The following is a 15,482-nucleotide window of genomic DNA, read 5'->3' as shown; positions in this document are numbered from 1 at the left end:
ATGGTCAAGACACTGACGGGACCACAATTTGCCAGCACCTTCTGCTTGAGGCCTGAGCAGTTTGCCTGGCTCCTCGGTGCCGGGGCTTCCGCTGCAGCCGGCATTCCAACCGGTTATTCGATGATCCTAGACTTCAAGAAGCGCCTATTTTGCCAGTTGTCCAAAATCAGCCTCCGTGAAGTGGATGCCAACGATCCACTGTGGCAGCAGCGCATCGACCTGTTCTTCAGCACGCGTTCGGAGTTGCCAGCACCAGACGATCCGACGGAGTACGCCAGGGCCTTTGAAGCGGTATATCCGACTGCAGAAGATCGCCGTATCTACATAGAGAAGGCGGTCACGATGGGGACGCCGTCCTTTGCCCACCGCGTACTTGCGACGCTTCTGACGACCCGCCGCATTCCCTGTGTCTTCACAACCAATTTCGACCAGTTGGTCGAGACAGCGACTACATTGACTGACCAGTTGGTGCCGGCCAACGAACGCGCAAGCATGACGACCGCCGCCATCGACAACGCGGAGCGCGCGGAACGTTGCCTGCGTGAGTCGCGCTGGCCATTTCTGGCCAAACTGCATGGAGACTTCCAGTCGGTTGAACTGAAGAACACGACCGACGAACTGAGAGAGCAGGACGTCCAGATGCGGAATGTTCTCGGTGCCTCCTGCGCGCGTTTCGGGCTGGTAATAGTTGGCTACAGCGGCCGTGGCGAGTCGGTCATGGCCGCGCTGACAGAGGCATTGGCGCAACCGAATGCCTTTCCAGGAGGGATCTATTGGGTAACGCGTTCGGCCCGATCCGTTCTGCCTGCCGTCAGCAACCTACTTGAGAAGGCCGTCCAGGCGGGTGTGACAACAGCGATTGTCGAATCCCCCACGTTCGATGAATTGGCCGGAGACATCATCGACGGAATAAGCCTGCCGCCCGTCCTGTTGCAGCATGTCCAGGACTCTTGTCCGACCCAGATACTGGCAGAGCTGCCACTCCCTACTCAGGAACAGCGCAGCTTTCCGGTATTGCAGTGTTCGGCGATCCCAGTCCTGTCTATGCCACAACAGGCCCGTCGTATTGAAATCAATGTTGCCATCACAACGGTTCGCGCTCGGGAACTGGTTCGCGAAGCGCGAGCGAGGGTCGTTGTAGCCAGTATTGGTCGTGAAATTGCCGCCTTTGGTTCCGACGCGGAATTGCTTAGGGCCTTCGCGCCTGTCGGAGGAAAGATCGCTGGCACCATCGACCTTCATCCCGATACTGACAGCTGGGCGCTGGGGTTGCTTTACGACGCCTTGACTTGGGCCATTAGCAGAGGCAAGCCCCTGCTACCACGCTTGCGGCGCAAAGGGCATGCAATCATCGTGGCATGCGGCCGGCCCACGGACAGTCCGGAACGTGTGGCTTCGCGCAATGAGAAATTGTCGCGCCTCCGGCAAGCGTATTCAACACCGTTGTCGGGAAAGGTGGCGGGGCACGACTACCCTTTCAGCGAAGGGGTGCAGATTCGGCTGGATCGTGTGGCAGATCGCTGGTGGTGTGCGTTCGAGCCTTTCACCTATGTGGAACTGCCTCGTGCGGAGGCCGGTGATGGGGCGAACCATGATGAGGCCAATGACAACGTCGCATCATTCGTACAACGTGCAAATCCCGTCATGGACTGGCAGCGTGAACGCTGGGCAGGACGACGAAACAAGGAATGGGCTCGGATTATTGCCGGATGGGCAAGGCTCTTGCCGGGCAGTAATGATGGCGTCGTCAAAGCCATCGGCCTTAGAGAAGATTCCGGACCAGGACAGGATGCGGAGTTTCGGCTGTCTTCCGTGACTGCGTGGAGCCGGCCCAGCCATGGCCATGATTACTTTCAACGGAGCGGGCGATGAACACGGCCTATGGTACGTCGAAACTGCCGCCCTTCTCTTTGCTGGAAGAGCCTCTGCTGACCTTCAATACGGAAGATACTTTGCTGGACGTGAATCCTTTGCGGGGGATTGTTCAGCACGGTGCCTACGTAGCTCGATTTTTCCAACCTACACCCCTGAACTCCGTATTGCGACGATGGGCCCGGCCGGTGGGTGGAACAACCTTCGCACATTGGTCAATACGCTGCGGTCCAGCCCGCGCCGTCGGATCGAAAGCAGTATGTGCCAGCGTTTCGTGGCTTTGAACACACATTCAATGCTCCTCTGGTCGCTGCCAAGACCGGAGAGGCGCACATCAAGCTGCCGGATGATATAGGGTCTTTGGGGCCGGAAGGCCCGCCGCATGCTCGTCTAATACATGCATTGCGTACAGGGATGCAACGGCTGGCATTGGTACGCGACCACTTCGATGTCGTGTTGGTGCATTTACCGGATGCATGGCAGATCGCATTCCGCGCCCCTGGTTTTGATGCGCACGATGCGCTCAAGGCAATTGGCGCGGGTCACGGCATTCTCACCCAGGTCATCAATGACCGCGTCTTCACGTTCGGCTACAAGGCATCATTAGCATGGCGTCTTTCCATTGCGCTCTATGTTAAGGCCGGCGGCATTCCTTGGAAGTTGGCCCCATTGAAAGGCGTGCCTGAGAATACGGCATACATCGGGTTGGCCTATGCGCTGAGGGGCAATCCGCAAGAAGCGCATTATGTGACCTGCTGCTCGCAGGTATTTGACGCCGATGGTGGTGGCATGCAGTTCGTTGCCTTCGAGGCACGCGACCCCGTCAAGGATGTCGAAGAAGCGCGACGAACCCCCTTTCTTAGCCGAAGCGACATGCGGGCGGTGCTTGCCCGGAGCCTGACTCTGTATCAAAGCCGTAACGGCGGTTTGCTCCATCGCCGCATGGTCGTCCATAAGACAACATCGTTCAAGCCAGAGGAGCTGGAAGGTGCCTTGGATGCGCTCTCCGCTATTCGGGAGGTCGAGTGTGTCGAGGTGGCCAGCAATGCAGGATGGCGAGGCGTTTGGTTACAGGAAAGCCGTAATCCCACGCCTGAGAGGAGAAGCGAGCCTGATGGTTACCCTGTGCCGCGAGGTGCCATGCTGCAACGTTCTGGCAAATCCGCGCTGGTCTGGGTTGCCGGCAATGCCCCCCGCGCCGCGTCGCGCGGCGACTATTACCAAGGCGGTAAAAGCATTCCGCGCCCGATCAACATCGTGCGGTACGCGGGCGTCGGGCCGATCGAACTGACTGCATTCGAAGCACTTGCTCTGACAAAGATGGACTGGAACAACGATGCACTGTACGACCCAGTTCCGGCCACTCACAACGGCTGGCAAGAACCATTGCCAATGTCTCTACGCTGCCGGGAAACGCCTACGCGTATCGCTTATTTATGTAAAGTACTATCGGCCGCAATAGACCGACACGATTCCGATACGGTTGTGGCCGAGTTCTTTGCTGATGCGCTCACGAGCTGCGGTGTCGATCAGGTGCTGAGCCAAGGTCAGTGCTTGACGCTGCGGTCCTCCTGCCGCAGGGGCTTTCCACCCTGTCAGAGCTTCATAACGGCTTTGCGCGTACTGATGACGTAGCCCGTGCATGTGGCTCAGCCCGGCCGCTTTGCACTGACCATCATAGACGTGCCGTTGCTGGATGTAGTTTTTGTGTGCCGGGATCAATGACCTGGCTCCCACCAGACGATGCGCCGCCTTGAGCACCTCGCGTTGCTCGGGCGTGGTGATCGGCACGGTACGTTCCCTTCCTCCTTTCGTCCACGAGCCTTTCAGAGCGAGATGATCGCCACGGTCGGCATAGCTGGGCTGGGACTTGATTGCCTATTCCCGACGCAACCCGAAGACGGCCTGTAGCTGAAGGCTCATGCGCACGTGGGCATCGGTGACTAGGTCAAGCCCCGATCCCAGTTCCTGGGCCTTACTGACGTTGGTCACATAGCGGCGCTCGGCCACGCCAAGCTGCATGTTGTCCGCCGGCAGTATGCCAGACTTGCCGATCTTCTCGGCCCACCAGCGCAGATGGGAAAGCCGGTTCTTGAGGGTGCCAGATGACAGGCCTTCGCCTTGCCAACGATCCAGCAGCGTTTGCACGTGCTTGCCCTTGAGCGACGATGCCTTCATCTGCCGAAAGCCGGACTCACGCAGTTGCCGTGCAGCCAACGTCAGAGAGCGCATGCGGTCGGCCTGGGTGTTGTGGCTGCCGTCGCGGTTGCGGTGGCAAAGCTGCCGCAGGGTATAGGTCAAGTCATCCATCTTCCGGTCTCCCAGAAAGCGCCGTCGGTGCTGCGTTGTCCTGAAACTCAATGGTTAGTGTTGGTGCCAACTCGCTAGGCGAGATCCCGTGAGGGCAAGGGCATGGTGTTCAGGAGACACCAGAGCCTCGGATGAGGCGTCCGTCTTGCTTCCTACTGGAAGGCCGGACGGAGGTCGTGCGAGATGAACAGGCTGTAAACGTCGATGAGTCCTCCTATGAAGTGAATGGGATAAGGAAAGCGGTGGCAGTCCTGTACATTGCGCACAGGCCATGGCTGCCAGGGACAGTGCGCCGAGGGCGCGGGAAGGGATGAAATGCAGGCAGATGAAGAAGGCTCCGCCCCATGGATAGGGGCCGGTATGCAGCAGGAGCCTGGGCATACCTGGGTGGGTTCCGCCCTGATGGGCCAGCACTTGCGGGAACCTGTGCTGTTGGGGTGCCGATGTATGAAGCCCATCGGTCTTGGCAACTGCCCGGTCAGTGTAGGGCAGCCATCATCATGTATGCCGCATACAATAGGATCAGGCTTTCGCCCGTATTGCTGCTGGTGTGGGCGGGGCCGTCACTGCGGCGTGCAGTGACGGCCCATCTCGTGGCATCCGATTCGTGCAATGAGTAAGGGGCTGCGGCAGGCGCATACATATCCCCAGCCTACAGCACTGACGCAGCCTATGGCCTTGTCGGCTACCTGTGCAAAACCCATCCAGTGGCATCTGGGGAGGTGGCTCGGCGTTGGGGCTGATTTCGCACGTAGTGGGGGTCAATGGCGGGTGCGCAAGCCGCAGGCGAGCACCGAACGGGTGAGCACCCGGCGCAGTGCACCATTGACGCCCATGCAGCGCAGCAGACTTTCGGCAGGGTGCAGGGATGCTCTACCCCCTGCACCCTTGCCCTTCGGCGAGAACGGAGTTCCAAGAGGCAGCGCCTCTTGATCAAGGCCGCAGGCCGCGAAGACAGAGCGCGCTATCGCGCTATGCTGGCATCGTCATCCGGGCTGATCTATGATCCTGACACCCCCTTGGGGTACAACTGGGGGTACTTCCAGCGATTACCGCGAGGGCCATGGCGCGCTTTCCCCGTGAAACTCAGTGCTCATGGATCTTTGCCGACCGATCAACGTTTAAACGTGTGATCAACGTCTGAGCCTGCCCCGCTCCCTCGAAGCCCCCAGCGGATCCACGCCGCTGGGGGCTTCGCGCTTATGGCCCGGCGTCAGGCCGCCTCAGAGCGCTGCTCGAACACCTCCCGCGCCACCGCCAGGCCATTGAGTGCAGCGGGAAAGCCGGCATACACCGCCATCTGCATCATCGTTTCGACAATCTCGGTACGACTGACACCGACGTTCAGCGCGCCATGCACATGCACCTTCAGCTGTGGAGCAGCATTGCCAAGGGCAGTCAGCGCCGCCACCACGGCGATCTCCCGGCTTTTCAGGTCCAGCCCCGGCCGCGAGTAGATATCGCCGAACGGGAACTCCACCAGGTAGCGCGCGAAATCCGGGGCGATGCCAGCCAGACTCTCGACCACCCGCTCACCGGCCTCGCCGTCAATCTCCTTCAGCCTCGCCAGCCCCCGCTGGTACCGACTTTCGTTGCTCATGCTCGTTGCCCCTCTCGGTTGATGACTCCGGCGCCAGACACTGCTCGCACGAGCGGTAGTGCTCGATCTTTGCGTGCAGCGCATCGGCGGCGCAGCGCATCGCTTCGATCTCGGTCAGAACCTCCGCGAGGTGCTCTTCCAGCATCTGGCGACGCGCCGGCACCGTCGGGTCTCCGGCGCCCCTCAGCGCCGCGAACGCCTGCATCTTGCCGATCGGCATGCGGGTCGTGCGCAGGCGCAGCAGGAACTCGATCCAGGCCATGTTCGAAGGCGCATAACGGCGCTGCCCACTCGCCGTGCGGCCCACCGGCCCGATCAGCCCGATGCGCTCGTAATAGCGCAGGGTATGGGCTGTCAGCCCGGTGCGGCGGGCGACTTCGTCGATGCTCAGATGAGGTTCCATGGGGCGATCCTAAAAGTTCGAGCGCGCTCTAAGTCAATCCCTTTCGGTATCCACGTCAAGCACCGAGCAACGCCCGATAGCCCAACCGACCCGCGTGGCAGCGCTCCGGGTTAACGCCGCGCTTCGATCAGGTGCCGAGTCGAATACGCCACGAATGGCCACCCACCACGCATCTGCTCATCGAGGGCCAGCAATACATCGTGGTACTTGCGAGTGGAGAAGTCAGGTACCCACCACACGCACTTGCGCAGAATCCATACCACCGCCCCGACGTCGTTGAACACCAGACGACAGCGCTCGACACGCAGATCCGTCACATTCAGCCCGACTGCCTGCGCGGCGGCCGCCTCGTCCTGCGGATCGCGCTGACGTCGCTGCTGTGGAAGCGGCCCGAGGAAGCGCTCGATCAGATCGAACGCCGAAGCCGCACCGACATGCTGCGCGAAGTAGCATCCGCCCGGCTTAAGCACACGATGGATCTCTGCCCAGTTCGGGGACACAGGATGACGCGATGTGACGAGCTCGAAGGACGCGTCCGCAAACGGCAGCACGCTGTCCGCCGCAGTGGTTTCCACCACCTGCACGCCACACGCCCCCAGGTGATCGCGGGCCTTGCGGGCGTTGGGCGGCCACGCCTCCGTGGCACACATTCGCGGAGGAAAGCGCGGCACCTCGCCCAGCACCTCACCGCCACCGGTGTCCAGATCAAGCGCCGACTCCACCTGCGCCAAGCGCTGCGCCAGCAACCTGGAATACCCCCAGGAAGGACGCTCCTCGCTGGCTCGCCCCGCCAGCCACGCAAAGCCCCAACCACTCACATCGGCCGCTTCAGCTTCAGCCACCAGCTCATCAAAGGATTTCATTCAGCACACATCACACAGATCGAAGAAAAAGGAACCGTCCGGTAGCGCACGCACACCGTGGACAATGGTCATCAGCGTTTCTATTCTGCCGGGCTTTCGCCATCAAGGATGAAGCAAATGAAAAACCTGCTCCTGCTGCTCGCGGTCGCCGCCGGCGGCTATTACCTCTATACCGAGCACTTCGCGGCCACGGCCATCGATGTTGATAGCTACCAGGCCCTGCTGCAAAAGGTAGAAGCCACAAGCGTCAGTCTCGATGAGGTCAAGGTTGGGACCCACCAGCTGGTGACCTTTTTCTGCAACGACGCCAGTTACGAGCAGGCCACAGGCAAGACCTCCGCCAGCTGCATCGCCCGCTACGAAAACTACCGGGACATGTGCGAGGACCGCATCTTCTCCCAGTCTCCCCAGACCTTCGCCAACAAAGCCGATGTCATCGCCGTTGCCAGCCGATACGTGGCCTGCACAGGGATCAAGAACAGCTAGCAGGACAGCTGTCTACAAACGACACGGGAACAATAAGGAAGCCGATCCTCTTGACCGGCAACAAGAGAATGAATGGGGTCAGTGTGGCGGGTTTTCAGGGTATCTACCAGTGAGACCCGCGGCTGTGTGCATGTGGCCCGCGCACAGCTATGCTATCACTGATTGCACTGAATGCACGGGAGGCAACCATGGCCGCTATCACTATTAGAAATCTCGACGACGACCTGAAAGCCCAGCTGCGTATCGTAGCGGCTAGCCACGGCCGTTCCATGGAAGAAGAAGCCCGGGTGATCATTCGGCAGGCTCTGTCACGACAAGGAAAGCGTGGTGGCTTGGGTAGCCGGATTCACTCCCGCTTTGCCGCTGTTGGAGGGGCAGACCTTGAGCTACCAGAGCGCAAAGACAACGCCCGTGCTGCGAGCTTCGATGAATGATCCTACTTGATACTAACGTGCTGTCGGAGCTCATGCGCGCCAAGCCTGCGCCCCAGGTTCTGGAGTGGGTTGACGCTCAGCCTGTCGGGGATCTGGTAATCACCTCGATCACCGTTGCGGAAATTCTTTATGGCATTGCCAGGATGCCAGACGGCAAGCGCAAACAAGGATTGCTCGATGTGGCTTCAGCTATGTTCGATGAGGACTTCGCGGGCAATATTCTGCCGTTCGATGCAGATGCCGCTGTGTACTATGCAGAGATAGCCGCAGAAACCGAGGCTAAAAGGCGGGTGGTTGATATGGCCGATGCGCAGATCGCTGCAATTGGTCGGCTGCATGATGCCGTGATCGCAACTCGCAATATTCGCCACTTCGAAACGCTGGGCGTTGCTCTGGTAGATCCTTGGAGCGCCTAGTTCGAGCAAGGAAGTGCCATGAAAAAATGGATTGTGTTGCTGGCTGCAGGTCTAGCGATCTGGCATTTCTACTTCGATCGGCCCGCAAGCCCAATGATTACGAACACCTCTGACGATGGCAGCTTGTTAAGTGAGCCGATCATCAAGCAGCCATCGGAAAGTTTCTCGCTCGAAAGCTTGTTGCCGTCTTTCAGTTCGAGCAGCTCTACATCCTCACCTGCTACGTCCGCCGTGCCCGGTTCAGGGCAAGCAACGCAGTATCGCTGCGATGGTCGCATCCACTGTTCGCAGATGAGATCCTGCGAAGAAGCTACCTTTTTCTTGAACAACTGCCCCGGCACAAAGATGGATGGCGACGGAGACCGCGTTCCCTGTGAGCAACAGTGGTGCCGGTAAAGCGGAGACAATGCGTAGTTGGCCCGTAGTCTGGAACCACAAACAAGAAAGGGCTAGCCGAAGCTAACCCTTTGGTTTGTAGGCGGCTAAGCCACGCTCGAATCGGGAGGCATGCATCGCTGTACCCAGCCAGTCCCGAGCAAGGCTCTCACTGATAGCCACTCCACAGAATTATCGGATTCTGCCCCGGTGTCGCCTCCGCCTGGGCCGTGAGCAGGCCGCTCTGAACCCGCCAGACGACCAGCTTCTTCCCAAAGGCATCAGTTCCGAACCTAGCGCCTGGCAATTGGTCCAGACGAGGGTAATTCTCGAGCTTTCTGGTCAGATAATCTTGCAGCTGATCGAAGCTACCGTCCGCAAACTCAATACGTACGTTACTCAGCTTGTTCTTCGTAAAAAAGAACGTCACCAACCGTGCGGGAATATTGTCATACGCCTTGCTGATATGGGCAGAGCAAAGGTAGTCGTTCTGGGCTGTAATACGCTCAGCGGGGCCGAGGTTTCCGTAGCATTTCAGCTTATGGCCACGCGCCTGATTTTCGCTGATGACCGCAGCTTGATCTCGTGCAGAGAAATGGTCCGGTGACTCCGCATAGGTAGGTGTACCTAGACGAGCATACCAGTCGCGAATAGCGTTTTGGTAATGCAACGGCAGTGAGGAGAATACGAGCGTCCCTGCACCGAACAAGACAACCGCTAAGAAAATGGGTCTTAGGAGTTTCATCTAGCATCCTGCTTTTTTGGAAGAGTAGTCGGTCCGTAGTCTGTTTGTAGTCTGGAACCACAAACAAAAAAGGGCTAGCCGAAGCTAACCCTTTGATTTGTATGGTGGCTACACCGGGACTTGAACCTGGGACATCAGCATTATGAATGCTGCGCTCTAACCGACTGAGCTATGTAGCCAACGTGGCGCGCATTTTCCGCGTCTCGCTTACGGCTGTCAACCCCAGATCATCGATAAATTTACGCTTTATCAAGTGGTTAGGCTGCGCAGGCAACGGTACGTTCGACGGCTCGCTGCAGGCTCTGTGTCACACCTCTCGACCCCTTGGCGCAATGGCCGGGATCAGTGCTTGCCATCCCCTGTCGGCCTGTTCATCCTGCCTCATTCATTTCCAAACGAGCCCTGTCATGACGCCCATCCAGAATATCGGTCTGGCGCTATTCGTTCTGCTGTCCATCGGCGTTGCCATCGGGCACAGGACCGAGTGTGCCCATGGCCGCGTGGTGGAAACCTATCTGGCCAAGGGGCTGGCTTCGCAGGTGCTGGGGCATGATCTTTGCGAGCAATCGCAGCAGCCCTGAACCTATCCCTCATTAAGGAATGATGTGATGAAAAAGCTCGCCTTGCTTGTCAGCTGCAGCCTTCTGGGCGCCTGCGCCAACCTGGGTTCGCAGCCACCGGTGCCGGTGACCTCGCCACTGGTGCAGGCTTTCCGCGATATCTGCCTGCAAACCGCACCGAGCTTTGCCGAGGCGCATCGCGTGGCGCGTCAGCATGGCATTACCGAGATGACCGACATGGGCTTCGCCACGGTCGGCTTCAATGCAGACAAGAGCCTGAGTATCCAGGTGAAGGTCAGTCACGAGTGCGTGGTGACCGGCGAGTCGCAACAGGACGACACGCTGACGAGTCAGATGCTCAGCGCAGCTGCGGTGAATGCCGGCACCACGGTGCCACGCAAGGCGCCCGTGAAGATGGTGATCGCCGGGCAGCGCTTCATCCTGATGCATGATCGCCAAGATGGTGAGGCCTTCGTGATGCTCAAGCCGGACTGACACGCTGCCTGCCTCACCACGCACGGAATGCACCCACCCTGCATGCGGTGCTCGTTCCTCAGGCACGCCTGCCAGGGCGCGTGGCCAGCAGCAGGCCGCCGAAGATCATCGCCGCGCCCAGCCAGTGGTAGAGCTGCAGGCTTTCGTTCAGCAGCACCCATCCCAGCAGCGCGGTGAACACCGGCATCAGGTAGTTGGTCAGCGCCGCCTTGGCGGCGCCGATCACGCGGATGCCGTGGTTCCAGGCCAGGTAAGCCAGCAACGAGGCGAATACGGCGGTGTAGGCGACCGCCGAGAGATTGGCGGTCTTCAGCGCCAGCTGTGCACCCTGGCTCAGTTCATACAGGTAGAACGGCAGGATCAGCGGCACGCCGAACATGATGAACACCCCCAGCAGCGCCAGTGGCGGAATCGGCTGCAGGTAGCTGGCCCAGCGCCGCAGCAGCAGCGAGTACAGCGCCCAGTCGACCACCGCCAGCAGCATGATCAGATCGCCCTGATTGAACGACAGGCTGGCCAGGCGGCTCCATTGGCCCTGGCTGATCAGCACCGCCAGGCCGATCACCGCCACCAGCATGCCCCACCAGGCGCGTCGCGCCGGCCATTCGTTGAGCAGCAGCCCGGCACCGATGAACGTCACCAGTGGCAGGCAGGTGTTGACCAGCGAAATATTGATCGCCGCCGTGGTCTGCGCCGCGCTGTAGAGCAGCGAGTTATAGCCGGCGATCCCCAGCCCCCCGAGCACCAGCAGGCGCCACCCGGCATGGCCCACAGCCGCGCGATGGCGCCAAAGCGGCATGGCGACGAAGGGCAGCAGCAGCGCCAACGCCAGGCACCAGCGCCAGAACGCCAGGGTGAACGGCGCGATTTCCCCGGCGAAGGCACGTGCGACCAGGGCATTGCCGGACCAGCAGAGGTTGGCCAGCAGCAGGCCGAACAGCGCCAGCGGGCGCGAGTGATTGAGTGCAGTCATGAGGCAAGCGCCAGGGTGATGACGAGGAACGCGTCGCCTGGTCGTGTGCGGTCAGCGAGCGAACGGTGCTGAGCGATCATTGCATAGCTTCCGAATCAGGCGGCTTTGCACCATACGGAGGCAGGCAATGCTTGGCAAGGTTGCAGGGTGACCGAGCCAGGTACGCACCCGGGGTCTGCGCGTCGAAATCGACAGCCCATGGGCAGGTGCGTACTCCCCCTCAATACCAGCGACGCAGCAGGCGCATCAGCAACCCGAGAATCAGCAGCACGCCCAGCAGGACCACGGCGCTGGCGCCCCACTGCATCGGGCCGGCAAGACGGAACATCTCGCGCGGATTCAGGCTGGGCGCGCGAACCATGCGCGCCTCGGCCGCCGCGCCAGTGGTGGGAATGTCGGCCAGGCCGTCGCCATCGAGATCCGGCAGGCTGCGGATATGGTCGAGCAGTGCCTGCCACTCCTTGAGTTCCTGCACGCCGGGCGTGTTCGGCTCCTGGTCGACGATGGCGTCCTCGATGCGCGGCAACGGACGGCCTGCGGCATCCTTGGGGATCACGTCGAGCAGGCCCTTGGTCAGGTCCGGCACCAGCCAGGTGAAACTGCCGACGTAGCTGGTGGCACCGATGCTGTAGAGGCGCGTGTCGTCGAGATCGAGGTCGCGGTACCCCTTGACCGGGTCACCGATCTCGATGCGGCTGACCCGATCGAACGGCACGCGCCAGGGGTTGTAGGTGAAGCGAACGCCGGAAACCCGTGGGTAGTAGCTGTCACTGTCGCGCAGCTGGTAGGCGAGCAGCAGCACTTCCAGCAGGGACTTGATCTCGCGAGCGCTGACGTAGGCCTTGATCATCGGGTAGCCCGGTTCGTCATCGAACTGGCCGATGCCCAGCGGGGCGATGCGGAACAGGTCGGAGACGTCCTGCACGCCATGCCGGCCCTTGATCAGGTCATCGCGGATGGTGCCGTTGCCGGTGAAGGCCAGGTCGGCATCGACCGCATGGCGCAGCGCGTCGGTGACCAGGTTGGCCAGGGTGTGATCGCTGAAGTCACGCCCCAGGCGCTGATCGACCTTGGCCAGCGGCTGGTCGAAGCGGTAGCCCCTGGGGTTGAGCATGCGCTCGCTGACCACCTGCTTGAAGTCCTCGACCTGGGCGGTGATCACTGCGTCACCGGCGATGCGGTCATTGATCGGATGCAGGCGGTAGTCGCGTACCTGCGTCACACCGTCGTCGCCAAGCGTCATGCGCAGTTCACCGAGATACTGGATCTCCGAGCCGGCCTGCACCACCGGTGTATGCCCGTTGACCAGCACCGGCTGCGGCAGCGCCACGTGCGAGTGGCCGCCGACGACGATATCGATGCCCGGCACCTGCTCGACCAGCTCCACGTCCTCGCCGCGCCAGCTGCCGTCGGCCTGTTGCGTGACACCCATGTGCGACAGCAGGATGACCACCTCGGCCCCCTCCTCGCGCAGTTTGGCCACGGTTTCCCTGGCGGTGGCGACCGGGTCGGCGAACGTCAGCGGCTGGATCATCGGGCTGACCGCCACGGCATTGTTGCCGAGCAAGCCGAACAGGCCGAAACGGATGCCGCCACGCTCGATCAGCTTGTACGGCAGGATGCGTCCGGCTTCGAAGTGCGCCTGCAGGCTGTCGTCGGCCTTGCTCGCCGGGTCGAAACGCATGTTGCTCGACAGCAGCGGCAGCAACGCGTCGCCCTCCACCTTGTGCGCGGCGCTGATCATCGCGGCCAGGCCTGCGGGGCGGAAGTCGAACTCGTGGTTGCCGATCACCGCCGCGTCGTAGCCCAGTTCGCTCATCAGGCGCAGCTCGCTGCCCATCTCGCGGGAGATGGTGTGAAACAGCGTGCCCATGGTGAAGTCGCCACCATCGAGCAACAGCACCGGTTCCTCACCGGCGGCGCTGCGGCGTTGCTGCAACAGCGTGGCCAGGCGGGCAACGCCGCCCACCGTCTCGTCATCGTTCAGCGTTGCCGGGCTGTATTCGTTGTTGGGACCGAAACCGAGCAGCCGCGACTGCCAGTCGTTGCTGTGCAGGATGGTGAAGCTGCGCTCGGCAGCGAACAGCGGCGTAGCGCTCAGCACGCCGGCGAGCAGGAGGGAGAAAAGCAGGCGCATGGACGATCCTTGACGATGACTGCGCACAGTATGGGGCAGCGCCCGACGCCAGGCAGCGACCAATCGGGACGCAGCTTGTCGCCAATGGTGTCAGGCATTCGTTGCCACAGATCAGCAACGCTCGCGGAGGGAAGGACTAATCTGTAATCAGGACTGCGAAGTGGAGAAGAACAATGGACCACTATCACCTGATGCTGATGCTGCTGATCGGCGGTTTTCTGCTGTTGGGCATCGGTTTCAACTTTCGCGAGCACGAATGGGGCGTTCGCGTACTCGGCCTTGGCGTGCTGCTGATGCTGGTGCCGATCGCGCTGCGGGTACACCTGGCGCTGGCGTGAACGCGCGCGTGCGGGAGCCGGCTCGCTGGCGATTCGCCCGAGGTATCGCCGGCACCCCGGTGCCTGCGTGAAGTGGGTTTTCGCCACTACGAGAGACAGCGCGCAGGGAAAGTCAGCGTCGCTAAATGCTGAATTTACAGGCGCAGAAGCCGCTCGTGCACCGCAGGCGATGCTCTATTGCTTCCAACGCTCGGCGGCGCTCTGGTCGCTGCAGCGCCCCTCCACCCAGCGCGGTCCTTCGCTGGTGTCTTCCTTCTTCCAGAACGGTGCACGGGTCTTCAGATAATCCATGACGAAGTTGCAGGCGTCGAACGCGGCCTGGCGATGGGCACTGCAGGTGCCGACGAAGACGATGGGCTCGCCCGGTTCCAGGCGGCCAACGCGATGGATGATCTCGATACCCAAAAGCGGCCAGCGCTCGCGGGCCTCTTCGGCGATCTTGGCCAGGGCCTTTTCGGTCATGCCGGGGAAGTGCTCGAGGAGCATGCCCCCCACCTCACGGCCGTCATTGAAATCGCGCACGTAGCCCACGAACGTGACCACGGCGCCGATGCCGAGGTTGGCGGCATGCAGCGCGTTGAGTTCGCTCCCCGGATCGAACGGCTGGCTGTGTACGCGAATGGTCATGAGTGAGGTATCCAGGTCGGGAGCAGCCTGCACGCAGGCCGCTGCTTTATAGGTGTACGCCACGAAGCGCTTGTTCAGCCGCCCGTCACGGTGGGGAAGAAGGCCACTTCATCGCCCTCGGCAAGCGGCTCGTCGAGACTGCACAGCTCCTGATTGCGCGCGCACATCAGGTTCTGTTCGCCCAGCACGTCCCACTCGCCCCCACGCGCCAGCAAGTGCAGGCGCAGGTCGTCGAGCGTGGCGAAATCGCCGCTGAGCTGTTCGTCGTCGCGGCCCAGGGCCTCGCGATAGCGGGCGAAGTACTGCACGCGAATCATGCTTGTTTCTCCAGCTGGTAATGACCGCTCTTGCCACCGAGCTTTTCCAGCAGGCGCACCTGCTCGATGACCATGCCACGATCCACGGCCTTGCACATGTCGTAGAGGGTCAGCGCGGCGACGCTGGCGGCCGTCAGCGCCTCCATCTCGACACCGGTCTGCCCCGACAGTTTGCAACGCGCGGTGATGTGCACGACATCGTCGCCCTCCGCGCTCAGCTCGACCTTGACGCCGGTGAGCATCAGCGGATGGCACAGGGGGATCAGGTCGCTGGTTTTCTTCGCCGCCTGGATACCGGCAATACGCGCCACGGCGAACACGTCACCCTTGGGGTGCTCGCCGGCGACGATCATCTGCAGGGTGGCGGGCAGCATGCGTACACGCGCCTCGGCGGTGGCTTCACGAAAGGTGGTCGCCTTGTCGGTGACATCGACCATGTGCGCACGGCCTTGGGAATCGAGGTGGGTCAGCACGGGAAAGCTCCTGGCGGGAATCGGTCGATTGTAAACCCGCAGGTCAGGATTTGGCAGG

Annotated in this window: 17 protein-coding genes, 1 tRNA gene and 1 pseudogene; 8 read left to right on the top strand and 11 right to left on the bottom strand. The window is 61.2% G+C overall.

Going from position 1 to position 15,482, the window contains the following annotated elements:
* Window positions 1–1,872 carry an SIR2 family protein gene (locus tag FIV02_RS05270; RefSeq protein WP_152488006.1) on the top strand — a complete coding sequence of 624 codons (1,872 nt, stop codon included), beginning with the start codon at window positions 1–3 and terminating at the stop codon, window positions 1,870–1,872.
* A gap of 1,446 nt (window positions 1,873–3,318) precedes the next feature.
* Here FIV02_RS05270 and FIV02_RS05260 read toward each other — a convergent pair.
* The 4 genes and pseudogenes from FIV02_RS05260 to FIV02_RS05245 all read right to left on the bottom strand — a co-directional run bounded on the left by FIV02_RS05260 (window position 3,319) and on the right by FIV02_RS05245 (window position 7,048).
* Window positions 3,319–4,182 (bottom strand): annotated as a pseudogene (locus FIV02_RS05260) (phage integrase N-terminal domain-containing protein).
* A 1,213-nt stretch (window positions 4,183–5,395) separates the two neighbouring features.
* Window positions 5,396–5,782: a carboxymuconolactone decarboxylase family protein gene (locus FIV02_RS05255; protein WP_152488005.1), complete on the bottom strand. Its 387-nt coding sequence runs from the start codon at window positions 5,780–5,782 to the stop codon at window positions 5,396–5,398.
* Complete coding sequence (locus FIV02_RS05250; RefSeq protein WP_152488004.1) at window positions 5,730–6,185, bottom strand: MerR family transcriptional regulator; 456 nt, start codon at window positions 6,183–6,185, stop codon at window positions 5,730–5,732. The genes FIV02_RS05255 and FIV02_RS05250 overlap by 53 nt, the downstream gene beginning before the upstream one ends.
* A 110-nt stretch (window positions 6,186–6,295) precedes the next feature.
* The gene (locus FIV02_RS05245; RefSeq protein WP_152488003.1) at window positions 6,296–7,048 is read right to left on the bottom strand and encodes a class I SAM-dependent methyltransferase; all 753 of its coding nucleotides are present in this window, start codon (window positions 7,046–7,048) and stop codon (window positions 6,296–6,298) included.
* A gap of 117 nt (window positions 7,049–7,165) precedes the next feature.
* On the opposite strand from FIV02_RS05245, the gene FIV02_RS05240 reads away from it, so the two are divergent.
* The 4 genes from FIV02_RS05240 to FIV02_RS05225 all read left to right on the top strand — a co-directional run bounded on the left by FIV02_RS05240 (window position 7,166) and on the right by FIV02_RS05225 (window position 8,780).
* Window positions 7,166–7,534: a hypothetical protein gene (locus tag FIV02_RS05240; RefSeq protein WP_152488002.1), complete on the top strand. Its 369-nt coding sequence runs from the start codon at window positions 7,166–7,168 to the stop codon at window positions 7,532–7,534.
* A 188-nt stretch (window positions 7,535–7,722) separates the two neighbouring features.
* Window positions 7,723–7,968, top strand: coding sequence for an Arc family DNA-binding protein (locus FIV02_RS05235; protein ID WP_152488001.1), 246 nt, complete (start codon window positions 7,723–7,725; stop codon window positions 7,966–7,968).
* On the top strand, window positions 7,965–8,384 hold the full coding sequence (locus tag FIV02_RS05230) for a type II toxin-antitoxin system VapC family toxin (RefSeq protein WP_152488000.1): 420 nt from the start codon (window positions 7,965–7,967) through the stop codon (window positions 8,382–8,384). The genes FIV02_RS05235 and FIV02_RS05230 overlap by 4 nt, the downstream gene beginning before the upstream one ends.
* An 18-nt stretch (window positions 8,385–8,402) precedes the next feature.
* Window positions 8,403–8,780, top strand: a complete 378-nt coding sequence (locus FIV02_RS05225) for an excalibur calcium-binding domain-containing protein (protein ID WP_172979131.1) — start codon at window positions 8,403–8,405, stop codon at window positions 8,778–8,780.
* A 148-nt stretch (window positions 8,781–8,928) separates the two neighbouring features.
* Here FIV02_RS05225 and FIV02_RS05220 read toward each other — a convergent pair whose 3' ends face one another.
* Entirely contained in the window at window positions 8,929–9,504 is a 576-nt protein-coding gene (locus FIV02_RS05220; RefSeq protein ID WP_152487999.1) for a hypothetical protein, read from the bottom strand.
* A gap of 102 nt (window positions 9,505–9,606) precedes the next feature.
* Window positions 9,607–9,683, bottom strand: a tRNA-Met gene (locus tag FIV02_RS05215).
* Between the two features lie 228 nt (window positions 9,684–9,911).
* Between FIV02_RS05215 and FIV02_RS24780 the strand changes: the two genes are divergently transcribed.
* Both FIV02_RS24780 and FIV02_RS05210 read left to right on the top strand, forming a co-directional pair.
* Window positions 9,912–10,085, top strand: a complete 174-nt coding sequence (locus tag FIV02_RS24780; protein WP_172979130.1) for a hypothetical protein — start codon at window positions 9,912–9,914, stop codon at window positions 10,083–10,085.
* 27 nt (window positions 10,086–10,112) lie between these two features.
* Window positions 10,113–10,559 carry a hypothetical protein gene (locus tag FIV02_RS05210; protein ID WP_152487998.1) on the top strand — a complete coding sequence of 149 codons (447 nt, stop codon included), beginning with the start codon at window positions 10,113–10,115 and terminating at the stop codon, window positions 10,557–10,559.
* A 58-nt stretch (window positions 10,560–10,617) separates the two neighbouring features.
* Here FIV02_RS05210 and FIV02_RS05205 read toward each other — a convergent pair whose 3' ends face one another.
* Together FIV02_RS05205 and FIV02_RS05200 are read right to left on the bottom strand one after the other, a co-directional pair.
* Window positions 10,618–11,532 (bottom strand): DMT family transporter, encoded by a 915-nt coding sequence (locus tag FIV02_RS05205; protein ID WP_152487997.1) that lies wholly within the window; start codon window positions 11,530–11,532, stop codon window positions 10,618–10,620.
* 220 nt (window positions 11,533–11,752) lie between these two features.
* A complete protein-coding gene (locus tag FIV02_RS05200; RefSeq protein WP_152487996.1) occupies window positions 11,753–13,669 on the bottom strand; it encodes a bifunctional UDP-sugar hydrolase/5'-nucleotidase in 1,917 nt (638 codons plus the stop codon).
* Window positions 13,670–13,842: 173 nt separating this feature from the next.
* On the opposite strand from FIV02_RS05200, the gene FIV02_RS24775 reads away from it, so the two are divergent.
* Window positions 13,843–14,007 (top strand): hypothetical protein, encoded by a 165-nt coding sequence (locus FIV02_RS24775; protein ID WP_167494383.1) that lies wholly within the window; start codon window positions 13,843–13,845, stop codon window positions 14,005–14,007.
* Between the two features lie 174 nt (window positions 14,008–14,181).
* On the opposite strand, the gene moaE is transcribed toward FIV02_RS24775, so the two are convergent.
* The 3 genes from moaE to moaC form a co-directional block, all read right to left on the bottom strand.
* On the bottom strand, window positions 14,182–14,634 hold the full coding sequence (moaE, locus tag FIV02_RS05195) for a molybdopterin synthase catalytic subunit MoaE (protein WP_152487995.1): 453 nt from the start codon (window positions 14,632–14,634) through the stop codon (window positions 14,182–14,184).
* A gap of 74 nt (window positions 14,635–14,708) precedes the next feature.
* Window positions 14,709–14,951, bottom strand: coding sequence for a MoaD/ThiS family protein (locus FIV02_RS05190; protein WP_037046846.1), 243 nt, complete (start codon window positions 14,949–14,951; stop codon window positions 14,709–14,711).
* On the bottom strand, window positions 14,948–15,424 hold the full coding sequence (gene moaC / locus FIV02_RS05185; protein ID WP_152487994.1) for a cyclic pyranopterin monophosphate synthase MoaC: 477 nt from the start codon (window positions 15,422–15,424) through the stop codon (window positions 14,948–14,950). The genes FIV02_RS05190 and moaC overlap by 4 nt, the downstream gene beginning before the upstream one ends.
* Window positions 15,425–15,482 lie beyond the last annotated feature (58 nt).

Source organism: Pseudomonas sp. THAF187a, assembly GCF_009363395.1.
GTDB classification, from domain to species: Bacteria; Pseudomonadota; Gammaproteobacteria; order Pseudomonadales; family Pseudomonadaceae; genus Aquipseudomonas; species Aquipseudomonas khazarica.
Note: the sequence above shows the minus strand (reverse complement) of the source record. Positions and strands in the feature narration are given on the sequence as shown.

Coding starts and splice junctions, on each gene's coding strand:
- FIV02_RS05270 (WP_152488006.1), top strand. CDS start 1: ATGGTCAAGACACTGACGGGACCACAATTTGCCAGCACCTTCTGCTTG.
- FIV02_RS05255 (WP_152488005.1), bottom strand. CDS start 5,782: ATGAGCAACGAAAGTCGGTACCAGCGGGGGCTGGCGAGGCTGAAGGAG.
- FIV02_RS05250 (WP_152488004.1), bottom strand. CDS start 6,185: ATGGAACCTCATCTGAGCATCGACGAAGTCGCCCGCCGCACCGGGCTG.
- FIV02_RS05245 (WP_152488003.1), bottom strand. CDS start 7,048: ATGAAATCCTTTGATGAGCTGGTGGCTGAAGCTGAAGCGGCCGATGTG.
- FIV02_RS05240 (WP_152488002.1), top strand. CDS start 7,166: ATGAAAAACCTGCTCCTGCTGCTCGCGGTCGCCGCCGGCGGCTATTAC.
- FIV02_RS05235 (WP_152488001.1), top strand. CDS start 7,723: ATGGCCGCTATCACTATTAGAAATCTCGACGACGACCTGAAAGCCCAG.
- FIV02_RS05230 (WP_152488000.1), top strand. CDS start 7,965: ATGATCCTACTTGATACTAACGTGCTGTCGGAGCTCATGCGCGCCAAG.
- FIV02_RS05225 (WP_172979131.1), top strand. CDS start 8,403: ATGAAAAAATGGATTGTGTTGCTGGCTGCAGGTCTAGCGATCTGGCAT.
- FIV02_RS05220 (WP_152487999.1), bottom strand. CDS start 9,504: ATGAAACTCCTAAGACCCATTTTCTTAGCGGTTGTCTTGTTCGGTGCA.
- FIV02_RS24780 (WP_172979130.1), top strand. CDS start 9,912: ATGACGCCCATCCAGAATATCGGTCTGGCGCTATTCGTTCTGCTGTCC.
- FIV02_RS05210 (WP_152487998.1), top strand. CDS start 10,113: ATGAAAAAGCTCGCCTTGCTTGTCAGCTGCAGCCTTCTGGGCGCCTGC.
- FIV02_RS05205 (WP_152487997.1), bottom strand. CDS start 11,532: ATGACTGCACTCAATCACTCGCGCCCGCTGGCGCTGTTCGGCCTGCTG.
- FIV02_RS05200 (WP_152487996.1), bottom strand. CDS start 13,669: ATGCGCCTGCTTTTCTCCCTCCTGCTCGCCGGCGTGCTGAGCGCTACG.
- FIV02_RS24775 (WP_167494383.1), top strand. CDS start 13,843: ATGGACCACTATCACCTGATGCTGATGCTGCTGATCGGCGGTTTTCTG.
- moaE (WP_152487995.1), bottom strand. CDS start 14,634: ATGACCATTCGCGTACACAGCCAGCCGTTCGATCCGGGGAGCGAACTC.
- FIV02_RS05190 (WP_037046846.1), bottom strand. CDS start 14,951: ATGATTCGCGTGCAGTACTTCGCCCGCTATCGCGAGGCCCTGGGCCGC.